Here is a 19,063-nt window from a genome sequence, read left to right as displayed (position 1 = left end):
GCATGCCGAGGCGATCCGCGGGGAGCAGGCGATCGCACAACCACTCCAGGAAGGACCATCATGGGTTCACCGCGCGTAGTGATCATCGGAGCCGGCATCGTCGGCACGAACCTGGCCGACGAGCTCACAGCTCGGGGCTGGGACAAGATCACCGTCCTCGACCAGGGGCCGCTGCCACTGACCGGCGGCTCGACGTCGCACGCACCGGGCCTCGTGTTCCAGACCAACGCGTCCAAGACGATGACTGAATTGGCTCGATACACCGTCGAGAAGTTCATGAGCCTGGACGTCGACGGCGAATGGTGCTTCAACCAGCTCGGTGGACTCGAGGTCGCCACCACCGAAGAGCGACTCGCGGACCTGCACCGTAAACAGGGCTGGGCCACCTCCTGGGGTATCGACGGCAGCATCCTCGACCCTGCCGAGTGTGCGAAGCTCCACCCGCTTCTCGACGAGAAGCGGGTCCTCGGCGGCTTGTACGTCGAGACCGACGGACTCGCCAAGGCCTCCCGTGTCGTCGTTGCGCTCGCCCGGCGGGCAGAAGCCCGCGGCGCGGCGTTCCAGGGGTCGACGAAGGTAATCGGTATCGAGCACTCCGGCGGCAAGGTTACCGGAGTCACCACCAATCACGGCGTAGTACCTGCCGACATCGTCGTGTCCTGCGCCGGGTTCTGGGGCCCCGACGTCGGTGAGCTGATCGGCATGGACGTGCCATTGCTCCCCCTGGCGCACCAGTACGCGAAAACCGGTCAGATTCCCGAATTGGTCGGTCGCAACACCGAACTCGCCGAGGCGGGCTTCCCGATCCTGCGGCACCAGGATCAGGACCTCTACTTTCGCGAGCACGTCGACCGCCTCGGCATCGGCACCTACGCGCACCGTCCGATGCCGGTAGACACCCGCGGGCTGACCGACAGCGACGAGATTTCCGACTCCGACATGCCGTCGATGCTGGCGTTCACGGAAGAGGACTTCGCACCGTCGTGGGAGCAGTCCAAACTGCTACTTCCCTGCCTCGAGACCGCGAAGATCGAGCACGGATTCAACGGGGTCTTCTCCTTTACCCCTGACGGCGGACCGCTCATCGGCGAGTCCCCCGACATCGCCGGATTCTGGATCGCCGAAGCAGTCTGGGTGACGCATTCTGCCGGTGTCGGCCGGGCCGTCGCGCAGCTGCTCGTCGACGGCCGCTCCGAGGTCGAGTTGCACGGCTGCGACGTGCACCGCTTCGAGGAGTTTCAGCTCGACCCCGACTACGTCAGCGAGACGTCCCAGCAGAACTTCGTCGAAATCTACGATGTCCTGCATCCCCTACAGCCCAAAATTTCACCCCGTGACGTACGCGTCAGCCCGTTCCACGCTCGGCAGAAAGAGCTCGGCGCAGTCTTTCTGGAGGGCGCCGGCTGGGAGCGCCCGCACTGGTACGAAGCAAACGCCCACCTGGTCCAGCAGCTTCCCACCGAGTGGCAGCCGCCGGCCCGCGAGTCCTGGGCGGCGAAGTTCCACTCCCCCATCGCCGCGGCTGAGGCGTGGAAGACCCGCACCTCGGTGGCGATGTACGACATGACACCGCTCAAGCGTCTCGAGATTTCCGGCCCCGGCGCCCTTGCCCTGCTCGAACGCCTGACCACAAGCAAGATGGACAAGTCGATCGGGTCCGTCACCTACACCCTCGCCCTCGACGCCGCTGGTGGGGTGCGCAGCGATCTCACCGTTGCACGTTTGTCCGACAACGTTTTTCAGGTCGGCGCAAACGGCAACCTCGACCTCGACTACTTCCGCCGCCAGGCGCCCGACGACGGTACCGTCCAGGTCCGCGACATCACCGGCGGCACCTGCTGCATCGGCCTGTGGGGACCTCGTGCCCGGGATCTGGTGCAGGCGATCAGCCGGGACGACTTCGCGAACGAGAACTTCAAATACTTTCGTTCCAAGCAGGTCCGGATCGGCGGAATCCCGGTCACCGCGATGCGGCTGTCCTATGTCGGTGAACTCGGCTGGGAGCTGTACACCTCGGCCGACTACGGGCAACGTTTGTGGGACGTGCTCTGGGCGGAGGGGCAGAAGTACGAGGTCATCGCCGCCGGCCGTGCAGCGTTCAACAGTCTGCGGATGGAGAAGGGTTACCGCTCGTGGGGCTCCGACATGACCACCGAGCACAATCCCTATGAGGCCGGTCTCGGTTTCGCGGTCCGCCCGCAGAAGGGTGACTTCGTGGGCCGCGACGCACTCGAGGGTGTCTCCGATGACACCGTGACCCGGCGGCTGGCGTGCTTGATGATCGATGACCGCACGTCGGTCGTGCTGGGCCACGAACCCGTTTTCGTCGACGGCAAGCCAGCAGGCTATGTCACCAGCGCTTCGTTCGCCCACACCGTCGGGGCGCCGATCGCCTACGCGTGGCTGCCCGCCGGCGCGACGGTCGACACCGCGGTCGAGATCGAGTACTTCGGTCGGCGTATCCCCGCCACCGTCGTGGCCGAACCGCTCGTCGACCCCGAGATGAAGAAGATCCGGTCGTAGTTCTCTGTCGGGGTGCCGGCTCGCTGCTCAGGGGCCGGCACCCTCGCTCGGTCAGGACCTTTGCTTCATCTCTGCCCTTCCCCACCGACAGGACGACCCACTCATGCGACATGACACGATCAGCGCATTTCTCGCGTCGCTCGCCGACCGCGTACCCGCACCCGGCGGTGGTGCCACCGCTGCGCTACACCTCGGTCAATCCGCTGCGCTCGTAGCGATGGTGGCTCGATACACGACCGGTGACCGGTACGCCGAACACAGCGCTCTGATCGAGCGTGTGTGCACCGGAGCGGATACGGTCCGCGAGCGGGCACTGGAGCTTGCCGAGGACGATATGGCGGCATTCAGTTTCGTAATCGACACCTACACGCTTCCCAAGAGCACTGATGCGGAGATCGCCGCACGATCGGCAGCGATCGAGAACGCTCTCGTGAGCGCGGCGCGAGTTCCGGCCGAGGTCATCAATGCAGCATGGGTGGTGGTCGCGCTTGCCGAGGAGCTCGTATCGGTCGCGAACCGCAATGTCGTCAGTGACGTCGCGGCTGCCGCAGAGGCGGCCCGAGCGGCAGCCACAACAGCTCGGGTCAATGTCGAGATCAATCTGCCCGGCATCACCGATGCGAACATCCGACAGTCCCTCGTCGACACTGCCGCCACTGTCGATGCCCTCACCGACCGCGCCGATGCCGTCACCGCCCGAGTGAGAAAGCAATTGAACCTCGTCGGAACGCCCAGCAGCGAGTGAGGTCATCGTGGGTGAACTGCTCTCTCCCGAGGGGGTGAAGCCGATCGCCCGTCCTCCGAACGCTAAACGACTGCCCGGACGGCTTTTTCGAACCCTATGACATGTTGACGCGCGATTTCTCCGGCGAGGTCACCGTCACCGTTGGCAATAGCCCGCAAAAGCTCCCCGTGTTCACCGACGTGCTGGGGCACCGACGGTAGCCGCTCGAGGTAGAGACAGAAGATTCGGGTCGCGAGATTGTCGTATCGGACGAGGACGTCCTCGAGATGCGGATTGCGCGCGACCCGATAGATCGTCCGATGCACCGTAAGGTCCCATCGCATCAATTCGTGCCGTTCCATACCGGAAACATCGAGTCCATCTGTCTTGTCCGCCATGTCGAGAAGCAGCTGGCGGAGGGTAGGGGAAGCCGCCTCCGCCGCTCGTCGCGCGGCTACGGGCTCGAGATGAGCCCGGATCTCGGAGATATGACCGAGGTCGGAGACGTCGACACCTGTGGCGAACGTTCCCTGCCTAGGGAACGAAATGACCAGACGCTCCCCCTCGAGCCTCTTGAGCGCTTCTCGGACCGGTGTTCGCCCCACACCGAGCTCCTCGGCGAGAGCACTCTCGACAATTGCCTCGTTGGGGCGGATATCGAGCATGATCAACTTGTCTTGAATCGCGGAATAGACACGATCAGCGCGAGAGATCACGCCGGCATCGACCTCTATCGCCTGCAGCCCCATGGGCGTCATCTTAGCGTTCCACTTCGCCTCTTGACCCTTTCGGCGCAGCCTGAAATACTAATACTCATCTGATATATCACTTCTCTGCTACTGACACTCTAGCCGTTGAAGCCATCGGGACACGATGGTCTCGTCGCCGCAACAACAAGCCCGCTATCCACTCGAGACGCCGCCGTTGCCAGGGAGAGCGTCCAGCACCGAGGAGACGCACATGACCGAAACCTTCACCTTGACGCTCAGCTGCGCTCAGCGGCCCGGAATCGTCCACGCAGTCAGTTCTTTCTTGTTCGAACAGAACTGCGACATCGCCGAACACCAGCAGTTCGATGACACACAAAACGGCGCGTTCTTTCTTCGCACATCGTTTGTCGCGGCGGGCGCCCTCGACGTGGAAAGGCTCACCGCCGAGTTTCGCAGTGTCGCTGACAAATTCGGTATGTCATTCAACTTCAACGGTTGCAGCGAGCCGCGCGTCGTCGTGATGGTCTCGAAGATGGGTCACTGCCTCAACGACCTCATTTTTCGTTGGCGTGCCGGCAATCTCGGTGGAGAGCTGGTCGCCGTGGTTTCCAACCACGAAACCCTGCGCCCCATGGCCGAAGCCGCCGGTCTGCCCTTCATCCACATCCCCGTGACGGCGGCGACCAAACCGCAGGCCGAGGCACAGCTCCTCGAACTCGTGGATCAGTACAACGCCGACCTGGTCGTGCTCGCGCGGTACATGCAGGTGCTGTCCGATGACGCATGCCGGAAGTTACACGGCCGTGCTATCAACATCCACCACTCGTTCCTGCCCGGATTCAAGGGCGCCAAGCCCTACCACCAGGCATTCGATCGCGGCGTCAAGCAGGTCGGGGCTACCGCCCACTACGTCACACCGGATCTGGACGAGGGGCCCATCATCGAGCAGCAAGTGATCCGCATCGATCACAGCTACGATCCCGCCCGACTCGCCACCGTCGGCCAGGACGCAGAAGCGCTGGCATTGTCTCGGGCTGTTCGTTGGCACTGCGAGAATCGCATTCTTCTGCACGGGCACAGGACCGTCATTTTCAGCTGACGGCCTTCGGCTGCCGCAGAGTCCCTCAGCCATGACGTTCCCTGCGGCAGCACATTTCCGATCCGATCGCCTAGGCAAAGCGTCGAGCTGAAAGGTGCTGCGATGAGACGACTGTCCGTGCAGTGTGGCACGAGAACTGACGAATACTCAGCGGGTTTCACCGGTCATGTGCTCGATGGTGGGACGCTTCGCATCCTCGCTCCCGACAAGCAGATCGCCGCGTCCTATCCAGCCGCCAGCTGGACCATCCTCGCCACCCAACCGCACGAGGAGTGAGAGCGTCCAGCCTTGGACCCTCAGCTCATCGTCGCGAATCACCCACGACAGTGGTCTGTCCGCAGCGGTGAATGGAAGCAGCACCTGAGTCCCGATAGCCTTCAGCCCATTGCACATCGATGCCGGGTCGCTGTCCACGAACTCATCGAAAAGGTTGCCCGTTTCGTCGCTTCATGCGCGCCCTGAGATGGCGCTACAGCAGGTCGCGGATGGCTTTCTCGAAGCCGGTGACGTGGGCGCGGGTGAGGGACGAGGCGGTGTCCTCGTCCCCGTCGACGATGGCGTGGAGCAGCGCTACGTGCTCGCGCACATGGCCGGCGACGTCCGGCAGCCGATCGAGGAAGAGACACCAGATGCGGGTGGCGTGTGCGTCGAGGCTGACAAGAATGTCCTCGAGGTGAGGATTTCCGGATGCTCGGTAGATCTCGCGATGGACGCGCACGTCCTTGCGCAGGACTTCGCGTGGATCCTCACTGTCGTCGATCTCGGCGATCTCGTCGGCAAGCACGGACAGCCGCGCCCGCGCATCCTGGGACGCGCTCCGTGCCGCGCGGGCGGCCGCGGTGGGTTCGAGTTGCTTACGGATTTCGGAAATGTCGGCGAGGTCGGTCATGTCGACGGCGGTGGCGAACGTGCCGCGACGCGGGTACGCGACGACGAGACGCTCCCGTTCGAGCCGCTTGAGCGCTTCCCGCACGGGTGTTCGTCCGAATCCGAGTTCCTCGGCGAGCCTGTCGTCATTGATCGGCTCGCCAGGGCGGATGTCCAGCATGACCAGGCGTTCGCGCACGATCTCGTACGCACGGTCGGCATTGGTCCCGCTTACGGATTGAGCTTCCATAACCGGCGGCTGCGCCACGCTCATGTTCATCTCCCAAACATTTCCGGTAGAGCCTTGACTGCGATCCATCGCTGACCCTACTCTACCTTCAAGTTGATATATCAGTCTACAAGTCACTGATCTCTCAGAAGGGCGAACTCTTGACTCTCGACATCGACGGCCGCACGACAGCCGCACCGGCAGGCAATCCGACGCTGACCGATCAGCTCGCCGACCTCGACCCCGCCGTCCACCAGGCGATCGCAGCCGAACTCGAGCGCCAGCAGGGCACCCTGGAGATGATCGCCAGTGAGAACTTCGCCCCGCTCGCAGTGATGCAGGCGCAGGGCTCGGTGCTCACCAACAAGTACGCCGAGGGATACCCCGGACGCCGCTACTACGGCGGTTGCGAGCACGTCGACGTCATCGAGCAGCTCGCCATCGACCGCCTCACCGACCTTTTCGGCGCGAAATATGCCAACGTGCAGCCGCATTCGGGGGCGCAGGCCAACGCCGCCGCGATGGCGGCACTGCTGAAGCCCGGTGACGGAATCCTCGGACTGGACCTCGCGCACGGTGGTCACCTCACGCACGGGATGAGGCTGAACTTTTCCGGCAAGCTCTACGACGTCGCCGCCTACCACGTCCGCGAGGACGATCACCTGGTCGATATGGACGAGGTGGAGCGTCTGGCCCGTGAGCACCGCCCGAAGCTGATCCTGGCCGGCTGGTCCGCCTACACACGCCAGCTCGACTTCGCCGCATTTCGGCGCATCGCCGACGAGGTCGGCTCGTACCTCATGGTCGACATGGCCCACTTCGCCGGACTCGTCGCCGCCGGACTGCACCCTTCCCCCGTCCCGCACGCCCACGTGGTCACGTCGACGACGCACAAGACCCTCGGCGGTCCCCGCGGCGGCGTCATCCTCACCAACGACGAGGCTCTGGCGAAGAAGTTCAACTCCTCGGTGTTCCCCGGACAGCAGGGTGGCCCGCTCGAACACGTGATCGCCGGCAAGGCCGTCTCGTTCAAGCTCGCCGCCGAGCCGGAGTTCCGCGAGCGCCAGGAACGTACCCTCGCCGGGGCGAAGATCCTTGCCGACCGATTGCTGCAGCCCGACTCCCGCGAGGCCGGGATCAACGTCGTCTCCGGCGGCACCGACGTCCACTTGGTGCTGGTGGATCTGCGCGAGTCCGAGCTCGACGGAAAGCAGGCCGAGGACCGGCTGCACCGGGTTGGAATCACGGTGAACCGCAACGCCGTTCCGTTCGACCCGCGGCCGCCGATGGTCAGCTCTGGTGTGCGCATCGGGACCCCCGCCCTCGCGACCCGCGGTTTCGACCTGGACGCGTTCACCGAGGTTGCCGACATCATCAGCTATGCGCTGCGGCCTGCCACCGACGAGGCCGATCTCGACGAACTCCGCGGCCGCGTCGACGCCCTCGCCCTGCGTTTCCCGCTCTACCCCGACCTGACGGAGGCGAACTGATGAGTGCCACCCAGCCGCCCGGCGCCCACCTGCCCGATCACCCCGACTTCCTGTGGCGTAACCCGGAACCGAAGAAGTCGTACGATGTCGTGATCGTCGGCGGCGGCGGACACGGCCTGGCAACCGCCCACTACCTCGCCAAGAATCACGGCATCACCAACGTCGCGGTCCTGGAGAAGGGCTGGCTCGCGGGCGGCAACATGGCCCGCAACACCACGCTGATCCGCTCGAACTATCTGTGGGACGAGAGTGCGAAGATTTACGAGCACGCGCTCAAGCTGTGGGAGGGCCTCGAGGACGACCTCGACTACCCGATCCTGTTCAGCCAGCGCGGCGTCCTCAATCTCGCGCACAGCCTGCAGGACGTCCGCGACAGCGTCCGCCGGGTGGAGGCGAACAAGCTCAACGGCATCGACGCAGAGTGGGTCGGACCCGACGAGGTCAAGAAGCTGTGCCCGCTGGTGAACATCTCGAGCGACATCCGCTACCCCGTCCTCGGCGCGACGTATCAGCCGCGGGCCGGCATCGCCAAACATGACTACGTGGCCTGGGGATTCGCGCGCCGCGCCGACGAGGCGGGCATCGACATCATCCAGAACTGTGAGGTCACCGGATTCGTCACGGACGGCAACAAGGTGACCGGGGTGCGCACCACCCGCGGCGACATCGCGGCCGGGCAGGTCGCGCTGTGCGCGGCCGGGCACACCTCGACGCTCACCGACATGCTCGGCATCCGCACCCCGGTGCAGAGTCACCCGTTGCAGGCACTGGTTTCCGAACTGCTCGAGCCCGTGCACCCGACCATCGTGATGTCCAACGCGATCCACGTCTACGTCTCGCAGGCGCACAAGGGTGAGTTGGTGATGGGCGCCGGTGTCGACTCCTACAACGGCTACGGCCAGCGCGGCGCATTCCACATCATCGAACGGCAGATGGCGGCCGCGGTCGAGTTGTTCCCCGTCTTCGCCCGCGCGCACCTGCTGCGCACCTGGGGCGGCATCGTCGACGTGTGCCCCGACGCCTCCCCGATTGTCGGACGCACCCCGTACGACAACGTGTACCTCAACTGTGGTTGGGGCACTGGTGGATTCAAGGCAACCCCGGGATTGGGCTGGTGCCTGGCGGACACGATCGCCAACGACGAACCGCACGAGTTCATCGCGCCGTTCAGCCTCGACCGGTTCGTCACCGGTGCCCTCGTCGACGAGCACGGCGCTGCGGCCGTCGCGCACTGATCCCCCGTCGCGCACTGAAATCAGGAGTCACCATGCAACTCATCGAATGCCCGTGGTGCGGACCCCGTGAGGAAACCGAGTTCCACTACGGCGGCGAAGCCCACGTCGTGTACCCGGAAGACCCCGAATCGTTGACCGACGAACAATGGGCACACTTCGTGTTCTTCCGTGCGAACCCGAAAGGTCTTTTCGCGGAACGGTGGAACCACAGCGCCGGCTGCCGGCGCTGGTTCAACGCCGTACGTGACACCGCCACCTACCGATTCCACAGCGTCTACCGCTTGGACGAGCAGAAGCCGACGATATCGTGAACGCACCCTTCCGCACCCGCCAGGGCGGTCGCCTCGACCGCGACACCTCCTACACCTTCACGTTCGACGGCCGGGAACTGACCGGTCACCCCGGTGACACGCTCGGTTCGGCCCTGCTCGCGAACGGCGTCCACCAGATCACCACCAGCATCAAACTCGGCCGGCCCCGCGGCATCACCGCGGCGTGGGCGGAGGACACCGGCGGCCTCGTGCAGATCGAAGAGCCGTTCCCCGAGCCGATGCTGCTCGCCACCACCATCGAGTTGTTCGACGGCCTAGTCGCCCGCGGCATCCCCGGTCAGGGACGCCTTGCCACGATCGCCGATTCGGCGAAATACGACGCCACGCACGTCCACACCGACCTCCTGGTCGCCGGCGCCGGCCCGGCGGGTCTCGCCGCGGCGCTCACCGCCGCCCGGGCCGGCGCGCGGGTGGTGCTCGTCGACGAGCAGAACGAAGCCGGCGGAGACCTGCTCGGGTCCACCGACCTCATCGACGGCGCCCCCGCCCTCGACTGGGTGGCCGCCGCGGTCGCCGAGCTCGCCACCTTCCCGGATGTGCTGCACCTGCAGCGCACCACCGCGTTCGGCAACTACGACGACGGTTTCGTCCTCGCGCTCGAGCGTCGCACCGACCATCTCGGTGCCGAAGCCCCGACCGCGCTGAGCCGGCAACGCGTGTGGCGGATCCGGGCCCGGCACATCGTCGTCGCGGCCGGCGCCCACGAGCGTCCCGTCGTCTTCACCGACAACGATCGCCCCGGCATCATGCTCGCGCACGGTGCCCGCACCTTCCTGCACCGCTACGGCGTCAAGGTCGGCGAGCAGGCCGTCGTGTTCACCACCAACGACAGCGCCTACGAAGCGGCGATCGACCTGCACGACGCCGGTGTTCGCATCAACGCGATCGTCGAGGCCCGCGAGCAGGCACCCGCCCACTGGCAGGCCGAATGCGACAAGCGGGGCATCACCATCCGCACTGCATCGGTGGTGTCCGGTACCCGCGGCAACGGCCGGATCAGTCACGCCGTCGTGTCACAACGCGCAGACAACGGCACCCCGGTTCCCCTGGCCTGCGACGTCCTGCTCGTCAGCGGCGGCTGGAACCCGGCCGTGCACCTGTTCTCCCAGGCCCGCGGCAAACTCCGCTACGACGACAACCTGGGCGCCTTCGTCCCCGGCGAGACCCTTGACGGAGTCTCCGTCGCCGGATCCGCGAACGGTGTGTTCGATCTGCAGGGGTGCTTGCGCGACGGCCAGCACGTGGGCGCCGCTGCCGTGCGCAATCTCGGGTTCACGGGCTCCGTCACCGATGTCGATACTGTCGACCGTCATGCGGCGAACGACAGTGGCTTGGCGCCGCTGGTGTTGTGGCGGGTGCCCGACACCGCCGGCGAGGACACCCAGTTCGTCGACGTGCAGCGTGACGCGACGGTCGCCGACCTCGCCCGCGCGGTCGGTGCCGGGATGACGTCGATGGAGCACATCAAGCGCTACACGACCATCGGCACCGCACACGATCAGGGCAAGACCTCCGGGGTGATCTCCTCCGGCATCACGGCCGAACTGCTCGGCAGACCGATCGAGACATTGGGCACCACCACATTCCGACCGCCGTACACCCCGGTCGCGTTCGCCGCCCTCGCCGGCCGCAGCCGCGGCGCCCTCTTCGACCCCGAACGGGTGACGGCACTGCACGATTGGCACGTCGGACGCGGCGCGGTGTTCGAGGACGTCGGCCAGTGGAAGCGTCCCCGCTACTATCCGCTGCCCGGGGAAGACATGGATGCCGCCGTGCTGCGCGAATGCGCCGCCGTGCGCCGCAGCATCGGCATCCTCGACGGCTCGACCCTCGGCAAGATCGACGTTCAGGGTCCCGACGCCGGGGTGCTGCTCGACATGGTCTACACGAACATGATGAGCACACTGAAGGTCGGCATGGTCCGTTACGGCGTCATGTGCGGCGTCGACGGCATGGTCATCGACGACGGCACCGTGATGCGCCTGGACGACGACCGGTTCCAGGTCTTCACCACCACCGGCGGCGCCGCGAAGATCCTCGACTGGATGGAGGAATGGCTGCAGACGGAATGGCCCCACCTGCGGGTGCGGCTCACCTCGGTCACCGAACAGTGGGCCACGTTCCCCGTCGTCGGACCGCGCTCCCGGGACGTGATCGGTGAGGTCTTCCCCGACCTCGACGTCACCAACGACGCGTTCCCGTTCATGGCGTGGCGCGACACGTCCCTCGGCGACGTCCACGTGCGGGTCGCGCGGATCAGCTTCTCCGGCGAACTCGCCTTCGAAGTCAACGTCAACGGCTGGCACGCACCCGCCGTCTGGGCACGGCTGATCGCCGCGGGCGAGAAGTTCGATATCACCCCGTACGGCACCGAAACCATGCACGTGCTGCGCGCCGAGAAGGGGTACCCGATCATCGGTCAGGACACCGACGGCACGGTCACTCCGCAGGACCTCGGGATGAGCTGGGCCGTGTCGAAGAAGAAGCGCGACTTCATCGGGAAGCGCTCCTTCTCCCGTGAGGAGAACCAGAACCCGCTGCGCAAGCAGTTCGTCGGGCTGCTACCCCTCGACAAGCAGACCGTGCTGCCCGAGGGCGCGCAGATCATCGAAGAGATCCCCGACGGCGTCCTGCCGCCCCCGCCGGTGCCGATGCTCGGCCACGTCACGTCGAGCTACCTCAGCGCCGAACTCGGCCGCCCGTTCGGACTTGCCCTCGTCAAGGGTGGGCGGGCCCGGCTCGGCGACACCCTGCACGTCCCGGTGAACGGAAACCTGGTCGCCGTCGAGGTCACCAGCTCCGTCCTCGTTGATCCAGAAGGAGCACGTCGCGATGGCTGACACCCTCGTCCCCCTCAGCCCCCTGCACGGCTGGGACCAGAAATTCTCCGAGCTCCCCGAATCGGTGAGCCTCACCGAGGAACCGTTCGTCACAATGGTCGACCTGTGGGTGGACCAGGCCGGGCCGGGCGGCTCTGCGGCATCGAACATACTGGGCGTGGACCTGCCCGCCGCGCCCTCCACCTGCATCGAGGGCGATGCAGCGACCGCGATCTGGCTCGGCCCCGACGAGTTCCTGATCACCACCCGATCCCAGGCGCCCGAAGAGGTCGAGGTTCAACTCCGCAGCGCGGTGACCCCACACGGTGGCGCCGCGATCGACGTCTCCGCACAGCGCACCACCCTGCGCCTGCGCGGAACCCACGCCCGAGACGTCCTCGCGAAAGGCTGCTCGATCGACCTGCACCCCAAGGTCCTCGGGCCTGGCGCCGCGGTCCAGACGATGCTCGCTCTTGCCGGCGTCATCCTGATCCCGCTCGACAGCACCGGCACCGACTACCGGATCCTCGTGCGGTCGTCGTTCGCCCGGTACCTCGCGGAATGGCTGATCGACGCCGCCGAAGAATTCGGCATCGTTCCCGTGTAAATGACAGCATCGGCCCGGTGGACGCATGACCCCGTCCACCGGACCGGTGTTCCCTTCGTGAAGGAGTGCCCGGATGGTTACGTCCCCGACGCTCACCGCCACCCGCACCGACCGACTGCTCGATGCTCTCGCACGCGATGTTCCCCTGGTCTGCGGCATCGTCAACGTGACCCCGGATTCGTTCTCCGACGGCGGCCTATACCTCGACACCGCTGCCGCGGTCGAACACGCCTTGACTCTGGTCGCCGAAGGCGCCGAACTCCTCGACGTCGGGGGCGAATCGACACGCCCCGGATCCCGCCCGCCGTCTGTCGCCGACGAGATCACGCGCGTGATCCCCGTCGTCGCGGAACTCGCCAGACGCACAACGGTTCCGATCTCCGTCGACACGTCGAGACCCGAGGTGATGCGCGACGCAGTCACCGCGGGCGCATCGATGATCAACGATGTTCGCGCCCTGCGACTTCCGGGCGCCCTGCGCGCCGCCGCCGAGCTGGACGTGCCCGTGTGCCTGATGCACATGCGCGGCGATCCCGACACGATGCAGAATTCGCCGGAGTACGGCGACGTCGTGACCGAGGTGCGCGGGTTCCTCCTCGACCGTGTCGCCGCTTGCCTCGATGCGGGAATTCCCCTCGAGCACATCATGGTCGACCCGGGCTTCGGATTCGGCAAAACCCTCACCCACAATCTCGCACTATTGTCCGAGCTCCGACAGATCACCGACCTCGGTGTTCCCGTGATGGCCGGACTGTCCCGCAAAGGCATGCTGGGCACCATCACCGGCCGCGGCGTCGACCACCGTCAGGCCGCCTCGGTTGCCGCAGCCTTGATTGCCGCGCAGAACGGAGCCGCCGTCCTGCGTGTCCACGACGTCGCGGCGACCGTCGATGCCGTTGCTGTACTCGCCTGTGTGCGCGGCGCCACGGTGCGACGTTGACATTCCACTGGGCGCCTTAGTATGCGGGAGAAATGGGTTGACTGACGCTCCTGTGGCCTGGTCCGCGAGCCGCGGCCATGGCCACACAGGTCACCTTCCCGTGCTGATAGGCGTACGATCGTCGACTTCGAGCACTTTGCACGATGAGGCCGCCTTGACCAGGGTCTCCTCGTACTCCTCCCTCTGATCGGAGAGTGCGGTAATTGCGCCGCCGACGCCGAATTGAACGTGCGCATCGGTAACCACCATCGTTCGGATCGCTACCGACAGGTCCGCGGTTCCCGACAATGAAATGTAGCCGATTGCACCGGAGTACACCCCGCGCGCACCGCTTTCGAGTTCGTCGATGATCCCCATCGTCCTGATTTTGGGGGCTCCGGTCATCGATCCGGCAGGAAACAAGGCACGTATCGCGTCGATGACATGGACATCAGTGCGAAGCACACCCCGAACGGTGGAAACCATCTGATGAACCGACGCATACGTCTCGATTCCGAACAGGATTGGTACGTGCACTGTTCCCGGCGCACACACCCTCGACAGATCGTTGCGTACCAGGTCGACGATCATCAGGTTCTCGGCCTGGTCTTTCTCGCTCAGGGCGAGGGAATGCATCAGGGCCGTGTCCTCGTCGAGGGTGGCACCGCGCGGACGGGTTCCCTTGATCGGTTTCGACTCCGCCGACCGGTCTGCCCTGACACGAAGGAACTGCTCCGGGGACGCACTGACGACCGAGAGATCACGCAAACAGAGAAGCGCGGCGTGGGGCACCGGATTGAAGCGCAGGATGTTAGAGAAGATTCGGCGCGGCCCGACGTCAGCATCGACGGTTGCCGTGTTGGTCAGGCACACTTCGTAGGTCTCACCGGCCCGGATCAGTTCCAGGCACTGGTCGATCAGAGCACGGTATGCCATCTCGCCGTGACGTAGTTCGAATTCCGCGCCCGTCGGACGTGCGAAGACAATCGGCGGGTCATCCCGGTCGTCGACCTCCTCCTGATCCTCCAGTGCGTCGCCGACCGTGGCGAACCAAGCTTCGCTGCGCCGATCATTCGGTGTCGGGCTCAATGCGAGCGTGTAGGTACATCGTTGTTCGTGATCGATCACCACAGCTCGATCGGCAAAGACCAACGCCGCATCGGGGTGCGGGGAGGTATGGGCCCGCACGCCGCCCGTTTCTCCTTTCAGCTCGTACCCGAGGTAGCCGACATAGCCAAGATGGAAATCGAAGGGAAGCGCGGGGTCCGGTTCCACGGCCCGAAGGCGAAGCTGCGCTTCGAGGTAGTCGAAGATGGATGCCGAAATCTGCTCGTCGCGAAGATTACTGCGGCTGACGTTGACAGTCGAGGCGTTCAGGTCGTAGGTGATGTACTCGCCGTACGGTCCTGAGCAGTCGCCCATGATGGTAAATCGGGAAGCGAGATCCGGTTTGACACTGCCATCGAGCCAGAAGGTGCCCGATCGACCGCCGAAGAGACTGTCGAAAAGCTGCGCAGCGTCCGGATATCGGTCCAGCCGACGATGGTCGACGACGAGGCGAGGATGCCGACTACCAGGCGGTGGCCGTCGTTCGAGAGCTGGGCCGGCCCTGTGAACGTGCACCGCGGCAGGGACACTGAGGTCCCGGAAGTTTGCCAATAACTCCCGTCCGTATTCACTCGAGATCGATTCCGGATGGAATTGGACACCCCATAGTGGCCTGCTTCGGTGCCGTACGGCCATGACCAGTCCGTCATAAGTCGTTGCCAGCACCTCGAGCTCTTCCGACAGTTCCACTGCGACGAGCGAGTGATACCGAACCACATTCATCGGCGAAGGAAGCCCGCGGAAAAGGTCTTCGCCGGAATGCACGATGGAGGAGAGTCTGCCGTGCATGGGCTCGGGCGCCCGAGCAATGCGAGCCTCGTACAACGCGCACAATCCTTGATGCCCCAGGCAAACCCCGAGCACCGGTAGTCCTGATTCAGCGATGACACGAGCACTGATACCGAAGTCGGCAATGCTGGTCGGCGTGCCCGGACCGGGAGAGATCACCGCGTTGTCGAAGGCCGTGAAATCGATCGACTCCCACGTTGCATCATTCGTCACTACCGTCGGACACATACCGTTGACCGCGGTGAGCAATTCGAAGACGTTGTAGGTGAACGAATCGTGGTTATCTATCAACAGGGTTCTGACCATCTACAGATCTCCTCGGTGCGCCTGCTATCTCAGCTACCCGCCCATTCGGCCTAGTATACCATCGAGCTTAAGACTGATATATCATCTCACCTTGCGCAAAATCGGCTCGGCGATACAAGTTCCCGGCCGTCCAGAGAAGCCATCAGACGATACTTGACCACCACCGCATTCTGATCTACCGTGATGTCCATCACTGATATATCAATCGTCTGTTTTTGTCCGGTCAGCGTGATCAACAGGTACCCACGGGAGGTGCGGTGAGCGACGTCCACGTTCGGGCCAACGCTGCAGATTGCGCGAACTGGGGAAGCCAGCGCGTCGGCACGTCGATCTCGATGGCCCCACCGGTAAAGCTTCCACCTGCGGCGAATTGCGCCGGCCAAGCATCACCCTCCACGCCGACATGCGAAGGAAAAGCCATGGGAGATATGCAGTTGCCCACAGGTCGGATGTACACCTCATCGCACAGCTGGTTGGCGCTTACACCGGGAGAAGCCTTGTCTGACTACCCATTGAGAGCGGGCATCACTGCAACCGCTCTCGATGGTCTCGATGTCGTGGGACTCGACCTTCCCGCAGTACGGAGCACAGTGAACGCCGGCGCTCCGTGTGCACTGATCTGGTCGTCCTCGCGGACGGTGGTCACGATGTACGCTCCCCTCAGTGGCCTCGTCACGCTGACCAATATCGCTGCGATCGACGATCCTCAACTCGTAGCTCGCGACCCCCACTACTCGGGATGGTTGTTCGCCATCCTGCCCTTCCACACATCGTCCACGAAGGACTTGCTCGCTCCCGCTCAATACACCGATGAGCTCAGCGAAGCGATATGAGCGCGCATTCCTGCTGCCGTCCCTGCCTCCACCGCGTGCCCTCGAAGTGCACAGACACAGGATTGTGATTCCATGACCATTAGCGTGTTCGACCTGTTCTCCGTCGGTGTCGGTCCGTCGAGTTCGCACACCGTCGGTCCCATGCGAGCCGCCGCACGATTCATCTCCGACCTGCACACCCTCGGAGCATTCGAGGACGTCGTCGACGTGAAGGTAGACCTGTACGGTTCACTCGCGGCAACCGGCGCCGGACACGGCACGATGTCCGCGGTCCTACTCGGACTCGAGGGATACCGTCCCGAAGATATCGAGACCGACGAGATGGAACGCCGGCTCGAGATCATGCGCAGCACCCGCCACATCTCACTCGGCGGATCCCGTGACATCGCGCTCGCCGAGGACGAAATCATCCTGCGTCCCTTGACCGTCCTGCCCTTCCACCCCAACGGAATGACACTCACCGCCTACGCCGACGAGAACGACGAACTGCACAAGGAGACCTACTTCTCGGTGGGCGGTGGCTTCGTCGTCACCGAGGCCGAAAGCATCGAAACCACCCCCGTGTCGGCTGGCGGCTTGAATTACGGATCTGCGAAAGAACTTCTCGAACTCTGCGACCGCTACGAGTGCAGCATCAGCGACCTCATGCTCTCGATCGAGCACGAATCACGGTCCACCCTCGAAATACACGAACAGTTGCTACACATCCGAGATGTGATGGTCGAGTGCGAGCAGCGTGGTATCTCGCGCGACGGGTATTTGCCGGGTGCACTGCGGGTTCGCCGGCGCGCCCGCGACTGGTTTCTGCGACTGGACCGGGAGGATCCATATCGGGCACCAGAATTCGCCGAAGACTGGGTCAACCTCGTCGCGCTTGCGATCAATGAGGAGAACGCCTCCGGTGGCCGCATCGTCACAGCTCCCACGAATGGGGCGGCCGGAATCATCCCCGCTGTATTGCACTACGCCGTGCACTACACCCCAGCCGGCAGGGCCGACCCCGACAAGACCGCGATTCAATTCCTGCTCACTGCCGGGGCCATCGGCTCCCTGTACAAGGAACGGGCCTCTATTTCCGGCGCCGAGGTCGGTTGTCAGGGGGAGGTGGGCTCCGCCGCATCCATGGCGGCGGCCGGTTTGGCCGAAATCCTCGGCGGCACCCCGGAGCAAGTCGAGAATGCGGCCGAGATCGCAATGGAACACAGCCTTGGGTTGACCTGTGATCCCATCGAGGGCTTGGTCCAGATTCCGTGCATCGAACGTAACGCCATTTCTGCGGGTAAGGCCATCAACGCTGCGCGGATGGCGCTGCGCGGCGACGGTACTCACCGAGTCAGCCTCGACCAGGTGATCGAGACGATGCGCTCGACCGGCGCTGACATGCTCTCGAAGTACAAAGAAACCTCTACCGGTGGGCTCGCGGTCAACGTCCCTGTCAACTACGTCGAGTGCTGACACCGTTTTCGACACTGCACACACGGCGCGGAACCAGTGATGATTGTCAGTTCGAGTAACCAGGTTCTTCGGTCGTGCCGAGGGGTTTTCTGGAAAGAAGGATGCGTGTGATGCGGGAGAATGTGGTCACCGACGAGCTCCGGCTCCTTCCAGCGCGAGCCGCGCAGTTCGTCCGCCGGTATCCGGTCCCCCCTCGGGGAACTTACGCACCGGAGCTGCGAATCTCGATCCTCGGTGTTCTCATCCATTGCGCCGCCGTTCGTGGCGAAGCATTCGTCGCGTTCCAGCTGCTGCGCCGGTGCGGGCTGCCCGGTGACTACTACCTGCATGTCGACGTTTTCGACGAGGCGCTGATGATTCTCGATCAGTTCGAGGTCACCGAAGATGCGTGCAACCACGCCTTCGGACCGAACTGGCGACAGGTCATCCGGCACGCCATTGACGTCGCCGAAATTTTGCACAGCGACTTTCACTCACTGACCCGCACCGAGAGTCTGGTCGGCAGTCACCGGCGACTCAGTGCATGGATCGCTGCCCGTGATGCGGCCTGGGAAGCCGGACGAATCAAGAGTTGGTACCGCGCGCAGGATGCGGCATGGGAACGCGAGTACATGGACGACGCCACCGTTCGTCTCGACGACCGCCTCTGCGCTGATACGGCGGCCGCGGTGCGCGACGCGGCAGCGGCAGTCGCACTGGCCGACCTGGTCGGCACGGCCGACTTCACTCGGGTCCACTACGAGACTCTGATCGCCCCCTGGTGTCGGGCCCGTAACGACATGGAAACCACCCCGGTAGACCTCTCGGAGCGTGCGACTACGAAGGCAACAGCGACGAGCCGACCCGATCGCCTCTGCGCCATCACCGCTGGGGTCGCCGCGCCCACCACGCTGTGACTTCATTGGTCACCGACAACGGTGCGCACCCCCCGCTGGACACTCTGAAGCGTTCATTTCCCATTCGCTCTGTCCCACTACTTCGGGTCGCCGTGAAGATGCGCGGACTATTCTGGGGAGAGC

Annotated in this window: 17 protein-coding genes; 13 read left to right on the top strand and 4 right to left on the bottom strand. The window is 64.5% G+C overall.

The genetic code is table 11. The features are described 5' to 3' along the window. Nucleotides 1-60: 60 nt before the first annotated feature. Both GFS60_RS23240 and GFS60_RS23235 read left to right on the top strand, forming a co-directional pair. A complete protein-coding gene (locus GFS60_RS23240) occupies nucleotides 61-2,523 on the top strand; it encodes a GcvT family protein (protein WP_159924946.1) in 2,463 nt (820 codons plus the stop codon). Between the two features lie 103 nt (nucleotides 2,524-2,626). Beyond that, the gene (locus GFS60_RS23235) at nucleotides 2,627-3,268 is read left to right on the top strand and encodes a cyclodeaminase/cyclohydrolase family protein (RefSeq protein WP_159924944.1); all 642 of its coding nucleotides are present in this window, start codon (nucleotides 2,627-2,629) and stop codon (nucleotides 3,266-3,268) included. A 62-nt stretch (nucleotides 3,269-3,330) separates the two neighbouring features. Here GFS60_RS23235 and GFS60_RS23230 read toward each other — a convergent pair whose 3' ends face one another. Next, complete coding sequence (locus GFS60_RS23230; protein WP_374434013.1) at nucleotides 3,331-3,996, bottom strand: GntR family transcriptional regulator; 666 nt, start codon at nucleotides 3,994-3,996, stop codon at nucleotides 3,331-3,333. A gap of 211 nt (nucleotides 3,997-4,207) precedes the next feature. On the opposite strand from GFS60_RS23230, the gene purU reads away from it, so the two are divergent. Next, a complete protein-coding gene (purU, locus tag GFS60_RS23225) occupies nucleotides 4,208-5,056 on the top strand; it encodes a formyltetrahydrofolate deformylase (RefSeq protein ID WP_109332680.1) in 849 nt (282 codons plus the stop codon). Nucleotides 5,057-5,158: 102 nt separating this feature from the next. Continuing rightward, nucleotides 5,159-5,332, top strand: coding sequence for a hypothetical protein (locus tag GFS60_RS23220; protein WP_159924940.1), 174 nt, complete (start codon nucleotides 5,159-5,161; stop codon nucleotides 5,330-5,332). A gap of 193 nt (nucleotides 5,333-5,525) precedes the next feature. On the opposite strand, the gene GFS60_RS23215 is transcribed toward GFS60_RS23220, so the two are convergent. Then, nucleotides 5,526-6,197 (bottom strand): GntR family transcriptional regulator, encoded by a 672-nt coding sequence (locus GFS60_RS23215; RefSeq protein WP_159924939.1) that lies wholly within the window; start codon nucleotides 6,195-6,197, stop codon nucleotides 5,526-5,528. Between the two features lie 128 nt (nucleotides 6,198-6,325). Between GFS60_RS23215 and glyA the strand changes: the two genes are divergently transcribed. The 6 genes from glyA (at nucleotide 6,326) to folP (ending at nucleotide 13,575) form a co-directional block, all read left to right on the top strand. Continuing rightward, complete coding sequence (gene glyA / locus GFS60_RS23210) at nucleotides 6,326-7,642, top strand: serine hydroxymethyltransferase (RefSeq protein WP_374434084.1); 1,317 nt, start codon at nucleotides 6,326-6,328, stop codon at nucleotides 7,640-7,642. Then, nucleotides 7,642-8,877: a sarcosine oxidase subunit beta family protein gene (locus GFS60_RS23205; RefSeq protein ID WP_159924938.1), complete on the top strand. Its 1,236-nt coding sequence runs from the start codon at nucleotides 7,642-7,644 to the stop codon at nucleotides 8,875-8,877. The genes glyA and GFS60_RS23205 overlap by 1 nt, the downstream gene beginning before the upstream one ends. Before the next feature lie 32 nt (nucleotides 8,878-8,909). Beyond that, on the top strand, nucleotides 8,910-9,188 hold the full coding sequence (locus GFS60_RS23200) for a sarcosine oxidase subunit delta (protein WP_109332682.1): 279 nt from the start codon (nucleotides 8,910-8,912) through the stop codon (nucleotides 9,186-9,188). Beyond that, complete coding sequence (locus tag GFS60_RS23195) at nucleotides 9,185-12,049, top strand: 2Fe-2S iron-sulfur cluster-binding protein (protein WP_159924937.1); 2,865 nt, start codon at nucleotides 9,185-9,187, stop codon at nucleotides 12,047-12,049. Before GFS60_RS23200 ends, GFS60_RS23195 begins: the two co-directional genes overlap by 4 nt. Continuing rightward, nucleotides 12,042-12,635, top strand: a complete 594-nt coding sequence (locus GFS60_RS23190; RefSeq protein ID WP_159924936.1) for a sarcosine oxidase subunit gamma — start codon at nucleotides 12,042-12,044, stop codon at nucleotides 12,633-12,635. Before GFS60_RS23195 ends, GFS60_RS23190 begins: the two co-directional genes overlap by 8 nt. Nucleotides 12,636-12,708: 73 nt before the next feature. Continuing rightward, on the top strand, nucleotides 12,709-13,575 hold the full coding sequence (gene folP / locus GFS60_RS23185; protein WP_159924935.1) for a dihydropteroate synthase: 867 nt from the start codon (nucleotides 12,709-12,711) through the stop codon (nucleotides 13,573-13,575). Between the two features lie 90 nt (nucleotides 13,576-13,665). Here the strand turns inward: folP and pabB are convergent, their stop codons facing one another. Beyond that, on the bottom strand, nucleotides 13,666-15,756 hold the full coding sequence (gene pabB / locus GFS60_RS23180; RefSeq protein ID WP_159924934.1) for an aminodeoxychorismate synthase component I: 2,091 nt from the start codon (nucleotides 15,754-15,756) through the stop codon (nucleotides 13,666-13,668). 232 nt (nucleotides 15,757-15,988) lie between these two features. Continuing rightward, on the bottom strand, nucleotides 15,989-16,177 hold the full coding sequence (locus tag GFS60_RS23175) for a hypothetical protein (protein WP_159924933.1): 189 nt from the start codon (nucleotides 16,175-16,177) through the stop codon (nucleotides 15,989-15,991). Between GFS60_RS23175 and GFS60_RS23170 the strand changes: the two genes are divergently transcribed. The 3 genes from GFS60_RS23170 to GFS60_RS23160 all read left to right on the top strand — a co-directional run bounded on the left by GFS60_RS23170 (nucleotide 16,176) and on the right by GFS60_RS23160 (nucleotide 18,940). Next, nucleotides 16,176-16,589 (top strand): glycine cleavage system protein H, encoded by a 414-nt coding sequence (locus GFS60_RS23170; RefSeq protein WP_159924932.1) that lies wholly within the window; start codon nucleotides 16,176-16,178, stop codon nucleotides 16,587-16,589. The two genes, GFS60_RS23175 and GFS60_RS23170, sit on opposite strands and share 2 nt — an antisense overlap. A gap of 72 nt (nucleotides 16,590-16,661) precedes the next feature. Beyond that, nucleotides 16,662-18,044 carry an L-serine ammonia-lyase gene (locus tag GFS60_RS23165; RefSeq protein WP_159924931.1) on the top strand — a complete coding sequence of 461 codons (1,383 nt, stop codon included), beginning with the start codon at nucleotides 16,662-16,664 and terminating at the stop codon, nucleotides 18,042-18,044. A 110-nt stretch (nucleotides 18,045-18,154) separates the two neighbouring features. Next, nucleotides 18,155-18,940: a hypothetical protein gene (locus GFS60_RS23160; RefSeq protein WP_201453429.1), complete on the top strand. Its 786-nt coding sequence runs from the start codon at nucleotides 18,155-18,157 to the stop codon at nucleotides 18,938-18,940. Nucleotides 18,941-19,063: the final 123 nt, after the last annotated feature.

Origin of the sequence: Rhodococcus sp. WAY2 (assembly GCF_009859915.1) — a bacterium.
GTDB lineage: Bacteria > Actinomycetota > Actinomycetes > Mycobacteriales > Mycobacteriaceae > Rhodococcus_F > Rhodococcus_F oxybenzonivorans.
The sequence above is the reverse complement of the archived record's forward strand: the minus strand, read 5'-3'. Positions and strand labels throughout refer to the sequence as shown.